Source organism: Verrucomicrobiota bacterium (assembly GCA_016871535.1).
In the GTDB taxonomy this organism is placed as follows: domain Bacteria; phylum Verrucomicrobiota; class Verrucomicrobiia; order Limisphaerales; family SIBE01; genus VHCZ01.
In genome coordinates, this window is the sequence record VHCZ01000237.1 from 1 (window position 1) to 9,475 (window position 9,475).

A 9,475-nucleotide genomic window follows, 5' to 3' on the forward strand; every position below is an offset into this window, starting at 1 on the left:
CAGATCACGCCGGGCGCGGGAAAAATGTTCTGCGGAAATTGCTTCCGCGACAATGCCCTGGTAGCCGCGCTGCGCAAGATGGGACACTCCGCGCTGCTCGTCCCGCTTTATCTGCCGCTGACGCTGGACGAAGAAGACCAGAGCGCCGGGACGCCGATTTTCTTCGGCGGCGTCAACGTTTACCTGGAGCAAAAGTCGGCTCTCTTTCGCAATGCGCCGCACTGGCTGCACGGGTTGCTCGCCTCCCGGCCTTTGCTGCAATGGGCCGCGGGCAAAACGGCAAAGACCCGCCCCGAGGATTTAGGTGAACTCACGATCTCGATGCTTCGCGGCGAGGAAGGTCATCAAGCCCGGGAACTGGACGAATTGCTCGCCTGGCTCAAAACGCAACCGGCGTCCGATGTGATCTGCTTGTCGAACGCTTTGCTGGTCGGGATGGCCCGCCGGCTCAAGCGTGAACTCGGCGCGCCGGTCACGTGCCTGCTGCAAGGCGAAGACTCTTTTCTGGACGCGTTGCCTGCGCCGCACAAAAAGAATGCCTGGGCCACGCTGGCCGAGCGCGCGGCGGACGTGGACCTGTTCATTGCGCCCAGCCGTTACTTCGGTGAGTTGATGGGATCGAGGCTGGCCTTGGCCGCGGAACGCGTGCGCGTCCTGCACAATGGCATCAACCTCGACGGTTATGCGCCGGCCGCGGCGCCGCCTAACCCGCCCGTGATCGGCTACTTTGCGCGCATGTGCCGCGAAAAGGGCCTGGATACGCTGGTCGAGGCGTTCCTCCTCCTGAAGCGGCGCAATCGGGTGAAGGATTTGAAACTGCGTGTGGGTGGCGGCTGCGGGCCCTCAGACGAAAAATTCGTGGCCACACTGCGATCGCGCCTGGAAGCGGGCGGGTTTCTCAACGATGTCGAATTTCATCCGAACCTCGACCGCGCGGGCAAGCAGGCGTTTCTGAGATCGCTCTCGGTGTTTTCCGTTCCGGCGCTTTACGGGGAAGCGTTCGGGTTGTACTTGGTCGAGGCCTGGGCTTCGGGCGTTCCGGTCGTTCAGCCTGACCACGCGGCATTTCCCGAATTGATCGAAGCCACGGGCGGCGGCGTGCATTGCGCGCCGGGCTCGGCGGAAGCGCTGGCCGATTCCCTCGAGCAACTGCTCACCGACCCGGCAAAGCTCCGCGCCCTGGGCGGAGCGGGCCGTGCCGCCGTAATGAAGAGATTCAGCGTAGAGAGTCTGGCGCAAGACACAATTCGGGTTTTTCAGGAACTGCGCGCCAATCGAACGGAAGACCGCCGCGAGAGCACGGTCAATTACAGCACTCCGAGGTGACGTCCCACCGCAACGAAAGGCTTCGCCTCTGCGGGCTTCCAATTGCCAATTGCCAATCGCCAATCGCCAATCCGAAATCTAAAATCCGGACATGCCTTACGAATTCAAAGCCACGCGCCGCGTCGAGTTTTCGGACACCGACATGGCGGGCATCATGCACTACGCGAATTTTTTCCGGTTCATGGAAACCGCCGAGCACGGCTTCTATCGCGAGCTCGGATTTTCGGTGGTGCTGGGCCAGCACGACCCGCCCCTCGGTTTCCCGCGCGTTCACGCGGAGTGCGACTTCAAAAAGCCGCTGCGATTCGAGGACCTGGTTGAAATCCACCTTCTGGTCCGGGAGAAAAAGTCCAAGTCCATCACCTACTGCTTTCGCTTCCGGAATTTGAGCGTGACCCCGCCAGAGGAGGTGGCTCGGGGCTTGATCACGATTGTCTGTGTCGCGCACCGGCCGGACGGCGCCATGGCCGCCGCGCCGATTCCGCCGGAGATCGCCGGGAAAATCGAGCTCGCGCCGGCGGCGTTGCTGTTTTGAGTCTGAACCACTGGCTCATGCGGCGCCTGAAAGACCCGCTCCACATCGGGACCGCTTCACCGTGCTCGATTCGGTCGCGAGAACTCTCAACGCCAGAGCCTGGGTGCGGTGGACGGAACGTGCAAAGCACCAGATCGAAATCGCCGTCCGCTCTGGACTTCGCTTTCAAAGTGAATTGATCGAACTCGCGTTCGTTGTTGCCAGGTTCAGGGAGCGGGGCAACTGGCGAAACGTTCATCGTTCAAATCCAAACTCCCGTCACCCAGCCCGCCGAACTCCGCAAGCTTGCGGATTTGACTCGATACTGGAATCCCGACTGGACGCTGGATCGGGCTGACTTTGGCGGCGCGGGCGGCGGCATCGCGGGCATTCGCGGAATCACTTATGTGGATGGCGGCGCGCAAGGCTCCCAAGGCCGAAAGTGGGAGGAGGTCAAAGTCGATCTCAGCGTCTTCGCCGGACAACTCACGCATCTGCGGCTTTACCAGCGCGTCCTCGTGCCGAACCGCGTCGCCGGAAACGCATATTGGAAAGCGGTGAAAGTCGAATGTTAACAGGAGGAACGGAGGAAACGGAGAAGGAACGTTTTCGGCAACCCCTCAGTTAACGGTGAGGCGACACTCCTGCGGAGCTTTTCTTCGATGGCAGTGGCTCGGGAGGAGTCTTGCCCCACCTTTACCTGAGGGGATAACGTTTTCACCATGCAAACACCAGCGAAGGGCTGATTGCCACCCAAATCCTCCCCGTCGCTGTTTGCTCTGTTTCCCTCCGGTTCAAATTCTCCGGGTTGAACTGCCGAATTCCACGACCATCGTTTACCCGCGTCGTCGGGGCAGGCAGGATGCCTGCCCTACGTTACGCCCGCTTTAATCGCGGGCCTTTGGGAGTGTCCTCGATGACCCAGCCTGCCGACTTCAACTGCTCGCGAATCGCGTCGGCTTGCTTGAAATCTTTCGCCTTCCGGGCGGCCTGACGTTGTTCGAGCAACGACATGATTTCCGGCGGCGCTTCCGCTTCGGCCTTGTGGCCGACGCCGAATATGTGGTCGATTCGACGCCACGCGCCTAAAGCGGAACTTGCATGGGTGGGGGTCATCTTCCCGGCGTCGAGGGTTCGGTTTAGTTCGCGGACCCAATCGAAAATATTTCCCCAGGCCGCCGAGACGTTCAGATCGTCGTCCAGCGCGGCGGTGAATTCTTCCAGGAGTCTGGAGTCGGGTTCGGCCTGAGCGGAGCCGGCGACTTCACCCAGCTTCGTGAAACATTCGTCCAGCCGCCCCAACGCGGTCCGCGCGCCGCTGAGGTTTTCCAGCGTGAAATTGAACGGCGCGCGATAATGCGCCGTCAGCAGCAGGTAACGGATTTCGCGGCCCGTGTAGCCTTTGGCCAGCAAATCGCGCAGCGTATAGAAATTGCCCAGCGTCTTGCTCATCTTTTTGCCATCGACGAGCAAGTGTGCCGCGTGCAGCCAGCATTTCACGAAACGCTCGCCGGGCGCTTGCAGGCCCGCGCCCTCGCTTTGCGCAATCTCGTCTTCGTGATGAGGAAAGATGAGATCTTCGCCGCCGAGGTGCAGGTCGAAGCTCGTGCCGAGCAACTTCATGCTCATCGCGCTGCATTCGATGTGCCAGCCGGGCCGGCCTTCGCCCCAGGGACTCGGCCAATAAACCGCGCCGTCCTCCGGAACCCGCGCCTTCCACAACGCGAAGTCTGCCACGGATTCCTTGTCGTATTCATCCGCGCTCACGCGTTCACCGACGCGCATGGCGTCGAAATTCAGATTGAGCAATTGCCCGTAGCGATGGCCCGACGCCCGATATTTCTCGATGCTGAAATAGATCGAGCCGTCCGACGCCCGATACGCCAGCCCCTTCGCCAGCAGATTCTCGATCAGCGCGATGATTTCGCGAATGTGTTCCGTGGCGCGCGGCGTGTGATGCGGCAGCAAGCAACCGAGCGCGCGAAAATCCTCCAGAAACGCGGTCTCGTATCGCCGGGTGTAATCGGTTAGGCCGGCCCCGGACGCGGCGACGCCTTTGATGATTTTGTCCTCGACGTCGGTGATGTTCATGACGTGCCGGACCTCAAAGCCGCTGAATTCCAGGTAGCGCCGAAGCAAATCCGCGAAGACAAACGTCCGAAAATTTCCGATATGGGCGAAATTGTGGACGGTCGGGCCGCAGCAGTATACGTCCACCTTTTTTCCGCCCGGATCGCGCGGGGCGAAGTTCTCCACGGAACGGCTCAGTGTGTTAAAAAGCTTCAAGCCCATTTTTAGCGAGGCCGTAGGGTATCGGTGGACTTCGGGAAAACAATTCAATTGTGTCTCCCACCGCCGGGTGGCCAGGGCAAGATCAACCTCCTTCAAAAACGCGCGCGGTGTAGCGCAGGCTTTCGAGCCTGCGGGTTCACAAAGCTTTCCAGATCCGTTTCGCGAGTTGCGCCGCCGGGGACTGGAAAAAGTCCCCCTAAGAGCCTGTCTGAAAAATGGGTGGAACGGGCTACCAGCCCGTGTTTGGCGGCAACCTGCCGCCAAAAGGCCCGGCGAGATGGTAGCCCGCCGCGTTCTCCTGTTTCAGACACAGAAGGTTTGCCAGGGATTGCCGGTTGGCCTTTGATCTCGGCCTTATGACGACGGCAGAAGCTCTCCAATTGTTCCGGGAAACAGGCGCCTTGCTTGAAGGCCATTTTGTCCTGCGCAGCGGCCTGCACAGCCGCCAATACTTTCAATGCGCCCTGGCGTTGCAGCAGATGCCGATTGTCGAAAAGTTTGGCCGCGCGCTGGCGGACAAAACCCGTGCCCTGGGAGCCGAGACGGTCATTTCTCCCGCCATGGGCGGACTGGTCATCGGCCAGGAAGTCGCGCGGCAACTGGGCGTGCGGTTTGTCTTTGTCGAGAAGGAGGAGGGCAAACTGGCTTTGCGCCGCGGATTCAAGATCGCGCCGGCCGAAAAAATTCTCGTCGTGGAGGACGTGATCACCAAAGGCGGCCGCGTGCAGGAAACCATCGATATCGTCCGCGCGCACAAGGGCAGCGTGCTGGGCGTCGCGATGATGGTGGACCGGTCCGATGGCCCCATCAATTTAGGGGTCCCGCTCTTCAGCCTGATCAAGATGAACGTGGAAACGTTCGAGGCGGACAAGTTGCCGCCGGATCTGGCGACGATCCCGGCCTCCAAACCCGGGAGCAAATGAGTGGCTACCTCCCGAACTCCAGATAGCCGAACCGGCTGGGCTGATGGAAGCCCGGCAATTGGGTCGGCGACCAGCTCAGCAATTCGGCGGGCTGATCTTTGCCGCGATTGAACCGATAAAAATTCGCGCGCCAGACCTCGCCCGGCTTCGGCGTGCTTCGGCTCAAATCGGAAAACGGCACGGAAACTTCGACTTGCCAGAAGCGGTCCTGGTCCGAACTGTTAGCGACCGTGCCGCTCACGAACACGCCGCTCTTCATTCCGGAAGCGGTGTAATCCCAATTGCCGGTGAACTTCTTGGACACGCCGTCCGCGCCCAGTTCATTGTCGATGATCGCATCGAACACGCCGCCGAGCGGATTCCACTGCAACTCGAAGTAACGTTCCAGTCCGCCCGCCGTCACAAAGAACTCCGCCACTTCCTCCTCCCAGAATCGGCTGTCGCGTTTTGTGAAGGTCGCCTGGATATCGCGGTCGGCGCAGATCCAGGCCATGTGGAGCGCCTGGTCGTCGTACCAAAGGCGGACCTCGGTGCTCTCGCGTTCCTGGCCGCCGCCGTTGTTCGGGAGAAACGGCTTGAGCGCGGCGGCTTTCTTCCAAACCGATTCCTCCAGTTTGCCGTCGAGCTTGAGCTCGCCCTTCAATTTCGGGACCACAACTCGTTTGGGCGGCGGAAGCTTCGCCGGATCGATCGGCTCCGCGGTGCTCAGAGAGCGTGCCGAACCGAAGGCGAACACGATGAACGCACAGGCCATGGCTTGAAACGGCGCACGCATGAAAGGATGAAGGAAACGATGGAGTAGGTTCTTGGACATGGTGGCGAGAATTCCGCAACCGACATTCTCGCGCAATAGGAAACGGCGGGACTATGGGACAGTAACCAGTAACCAGTAACCAGTAATCAGTAATCAGTAATCGGTAATCAGTAGTGGTAGTAGTGACGCATGATCCATTGCGAGTTTCACTGATTACTGATTACTGACGAGTTTTTTAGCCGCATTGAGACGAATGGGACTCAATTTCCATGATTGGAACGTCCCTGTGACCGCGTTATATTGCGGCTGTTATGCGCAGCCCTTTTCCAGGCATGGACCCGTGGCTGGAGCTTTCTTGGCGTGATGTGCATGCCAGCCTCATCATCTACATTCGAGATCATCTTCAGCGTCAGCTTCCCGAACCGCTGGTGGCGCGTGCGGAAGAGAATGTCTCCCTGGACATCGAGGATGAGCCTTCGAGCCACGTGCAACCCGACGTGGAAGTGTCCGAATCCTGGACCAGCGGCGGCGGACTGGCCGCATCCGCGCCCACGGTATCGGTGGCGGAGCCGCTGCTCCTGCGCGTGCCCGAACCGGAGGTGGACCGGCGCGTGGAAATCATCGACCCCTCTTCCGGCGGTCGTGTCGTCACGGCGATTGAAGTGCTGAGTCCGTCCAACAAACTGCCCGGTCGCGGTCGGACGGCTTACCAGTCAAAGCAGCGCGCCTTTATCGCTGGAGGCGTTAACCTGGTTGAGATCGACCTGGTGCGCGAAGGCGATTGGGCATTCTCGGTGGACGAGTCATTGCTGCCCGCGCGCAAACGGACGCCGTACATGGTTTGCGTGTTTCGCGCCCATCGCCCAGGAGAGCGCGCTCTTTACCGCCTGCCGTTGCGCGAACGGCTGCCCCGGATCGCCATCCCGCTTCGTCCCAAGGACCGCGACGCCGTGTTGGATCTTCAACAAGTCGTCGATGAAGCCTACGAACGGGGGCGCTACGACCGCACCGATTACCGGCGTCCACTCGACCCGCCGCTTTCTCCAGAGGATGCCGCATGGTCTGCTGACCTCCTGCGCGCGGCGGGGCGTTTGGAGTAACAAGGACCGGATGCCACGCCGTTCCTGAGGCGCAGTCAGACTATTTGCCGATGGCCTTCTTGATGGCCTCCACCGTGGCCGTGGCCCGGAAGTCGATAATACGTTTGCCGAGGTCGATGGTTTTGTCCACGGGTTGGAGCGGGACGCCGTTGATCGAGAATTTGCCGGCCGCGATCCGTTCCTTGATTCGCACGGTGGTGGGATCGACCGAGAGCATCATCGCCTCCATCGCGAGGTCGTCGTGATGCCCTTCATCGACTTGCTTGATCCCTTTCGATTCCAGCCACTGGGTCACCGCCGGGTAGTTATAGAATTCCGGAATGAAATGAATCTTCGTTTTGCCGCCGGCCCACCGGGCCGAGAGTTCGGCGGCGACTTCTTTCATGCCGGTTTGGTTTCCACCGCTGTCGCCGATGAGAATGATATGCTCGAAGCCGTGGGCGCGCAGGCTCGCGGCAATGTCGGTCAACAACAGTTTGTAGGTCTCCGGCCGCAGGCTGATCGTGCCCGGATACCGCATGTGCTCGGTGGGCGGATCGATGTTGCCTTCGGGCACGAACGCGACGATGGGCGCGACCAGCGCGTTGCCCAGCTTGCGCGCGATCGCTTCCGTCGCCGCGCGCAAAACATAATTGTGTTTGCCCGTGGCCAGATACGGCCCGTTCATCTCGACTCCGCCCGTGGCGATGAGGACGGTAGTCTTGCCGGCGCGAAGCGCATCCCGCACCTCCAGCCAGGTCAGTTCCTCGATGAACACGGTATCGTGAGCCGCGATGGGCCGAGGCATGTTCGGATCCGGAGACGTCGCCGAAGTCGATGAACGCAGGCCTGGCGCCGGCGGTTTGGAGGTTGCGGTTTGTTGCGCGGACGAGAGCGTGAAGGAAGTTACTGCCAAGGCGATGAGAACTGGGAGAGGTTTCATAGGAGGTTTCTTTTAGCTTAAGCGCGCCGAATCGCACGCCAATTTCTGCAAGTGCAAAGTCCACGAGAGCGCGAGATTTCTGAATCAGCCTATCAAAGAAAAGCTTGAGTTTGTGAAGAATCGTTATCCCAACGTTGCTCGAAACCAAACCGCACCGAACTCCACCCGTCCCATCGGCGCAGAATGCGCGAGAAGATGCGCCGCTTCCGTCTCCATCCTGGCGCGACCGGCTGCGAAGCGTGCGTCCGCCACCATTTCTAGGCCTTGCTTCCCATGAACCAGACGGTAGGGCGAGCCTGTCCCCAGCGAGCCGAGTCGGACGTGTTCCACGCACGCCGATCGGCTCGCCGGGACGGGATCGTCCTACCGGGTTCATGGACCGAGTGCAGCTTCGTAAGGAACAGGAAACTTCCCATGACGCGGACAGCCGCCGTTCCGAGGCTTTCGCCGCGCGCCGAGGCGTGCTTTCCGGAAGCTGCCGCTCCCGAATTGCCACACTCTCGCACCAACTCGGCATCAGCTCGGAGAGTGTGTTTCTTGCGACCTGGGCTCGCCTCTTGTGCGCTTACAATGCGGGCGAGCAAGCGCTTTTCGGTGTGCGCTTCGCTTCGTCGGGCCATTCGGGCGGCGGGCTTTGGCCGATGCCGATTCAGGTGCGCGGCAAGCAAGACGCCGCCCGGCACCTCGAAGCCACGCAGAGGCTTCTCGACGAATTGCAGCGGCATCCCGCGGTCAATCTGGAGGAATTGCACCACTGGTGCGGCGTGCCCGCGGGCCAGACTCTTCTGGAAACTCTGGTGGACTTTGCCGGCCCCGATTTTGGAAACCCGCCCGCGCATCCGATGGAACTCCGGCTTTCCAAAAATCGCGGCGAGATCGCTTTTGTTTATCCCTCCCGAAATTTTTGCGGCGATTCTGACAGAACCTCACGTGCGCGTGCTGGCGCAAAAAGTGAGCGAATGTCTGCGGCGCGAACAGCAGCGCCTGAACGCGGCGTGATGGCGCGGCTGGCAAAACGCGGTGGGACGCCCTTGAACTCGCAGCGAGAACGCCTGCGCTACTTCAAAATGAGAATTGCTGGAATTGCTGAGGGCGCCGTAACCCTCAGTTAACGACGGTGGAGCGACGCTCCTGCGGAGCCTTTCTTCGATGGCATTGGCTCGGCAGGAGCCTCGCCCCACCCTGCTGCTTGGTCCGCGGGATGGACGACAAAGCTCGTAGCGCAGAGTTGCACTCTGCCGTATCGCAGAATTGTATTCTGCGGGGCGTCTCCCAGTCCGAGCACGCTGGGACTTGCTGGCGCCCTGCCGATTGGAAATCTGCGCTACCGTTCTCCGGTCGATCTGTCGTCAATCCCACGGTCTGCACAGTAACTACCATAACTGAGGGAACACAGGGGTGCCCGGCGCCTTGCAGCCTTGCGCGGTTTCATTGACTCAACCCATGGCCTCCGGCAAAATGCAGCGAGTTTCGCGTCAAAAACTCGGTTTTGCGTGATCAACTTGCTTATGACTCTGAGGGTCTGCTCAAAAATAACTTGGGGTTTTGGCGGGAGCGCCGCCTGGCCGGATGCAAGGCGCGAGGAGGGAGCAGCCCCCCGGTGAGGCTGTGACCGACGAGCAACGCCGCAGCCTGCCAGGCGCC

The 9,475-nt window shown here is 60.7% G+C and carries 9 protein-coding genes; 6 read left to right on the forward strand and 3 right to left on the reverse strand.

The window, feature by feature from the left end; all coding sequences use genetic code 11:
• Positions 1-24: 24 nt before the first annotated feature.
• From FJ398_22170 to FJ398_22180, 3 genes are all read left to right on the forward strand, one after another.
• Complete coding sequence (locus tag FJ398_22170; GenBank protein ID MBM3840615.1) at positions 25-1,326, forward strand: glycosyltransferase family 4 protein; 1,302 nt, start codon at positions 25-27, stop codon at positions 1,324-1,326.
• Between the two features lie 91 nt (positions 1,327-1,417).
• The gene (locus FJ398_22175; protein MBM3840616.1) at positions 1,418-1,861 is read left to right on the forward strand and encodes an acyl-CoA thioesterase; all 444 of its coding nucleotides are present in this window, start codon (positions 1,418-1,420) and stop codon (positions 1,859-1,861) included.
• A gap of 197 nt (positions 1,862-2,058) precedes the next feature.
• Entirely contained in the window at positions 2,059-2,415 is a 357-nt protein-coding gene (locus tag FJ398_22180) for a hypothetical protein (protein MBM3840617.1), read from the forward strand.
• 301 nt (positions 2,416-2,716) lie between these two features.
• Here the strand turns inward: FJ398_22180 and FJ398_22185 are convergent, their stop codons facing one another.
• Complete coding sequence (locus FJ398_22185) at positions 2,717-4,132, reverse strand: cysteine--tRNA ligase (protein MBM3840618.1); 1,416 nt, start codon at positions 4,130-4,132, stop codon at positions 2,717-2,719.
• Between the two features lie 356 nt (positions 4,133-4,488).
• On the opposite strand from FJ398_22185, the gene FJ398_22190 reads away from it, so the two are divergent.
• Entirely contained in the window at positions 4,489-5,055 is a 567-nt protein-coding gene (locus FJ398_22190) for an orotate phosphoribosyltransferase (protein ID MBM3840619.1), read from the forward strand.
• A 4-nt stretch (positions 5,056-5,059) separates the two neighbouring features.
• Here FJ398_22190 and FJ398_22195 read toward each other — a convergent pair whose 3' ends face one another.
• Positions 5,060-5,869, reverse strand: coding sequence for a hypothetical protein (locus tag FJ398_22195; protein ID MBM3840620.1), 810 nt, complete (start codon positions 5,867-5,869; stop codon positions 5,060-5,062).
• Between the two features lie 251 nt (positions 5,870-6,120).
• Here FJ398_22195 and FJ398_22200 point away from each other — a divergent pair, with 251 nt between their 5' ends.
• On the forward strand, positions 6,121-6,909 hold the full coding sequence (locus FJ398_22200) for a DUF4058 family protein (protein MBM3840621.1): 789 nt from the start codon (positions 6,121-6,123) through the stop codon (positions 6,907-6,909).
• 40 nt (positions 6,910-6,949) lie between these two features.
• On the opposite strand, the gene FJ398_22205 is transcribed toward FJ398_22200, so the two are convergent.
• A complete protein-coding gene (locus FJ398_22205) occupies positions 6,950-7,831 on the reverse strand; it encodes a creatininase family protein (GenBank protein MBM3840622.1) in 882 nt (293 codons plus the stop codon).
• A 239-nt stretch (positions 7,832-8,070) separates the two neighbouring features.
• On the opposite strand from FJ398_22205, the gene FJ398_22210 reads away from it, so the two are divergent.
• Positions 8,071-8,943, forward strand: coding sequence for a hypothetical protein (locus FJ398_22210; GenBank protein MBM3840623.1), 873 nt, complete (start codon positions 8,071-8,073; stop codon positions 8,941-8,943).
• Positions 8,944-9,475 lie beyond the last annotated feature (532 nt).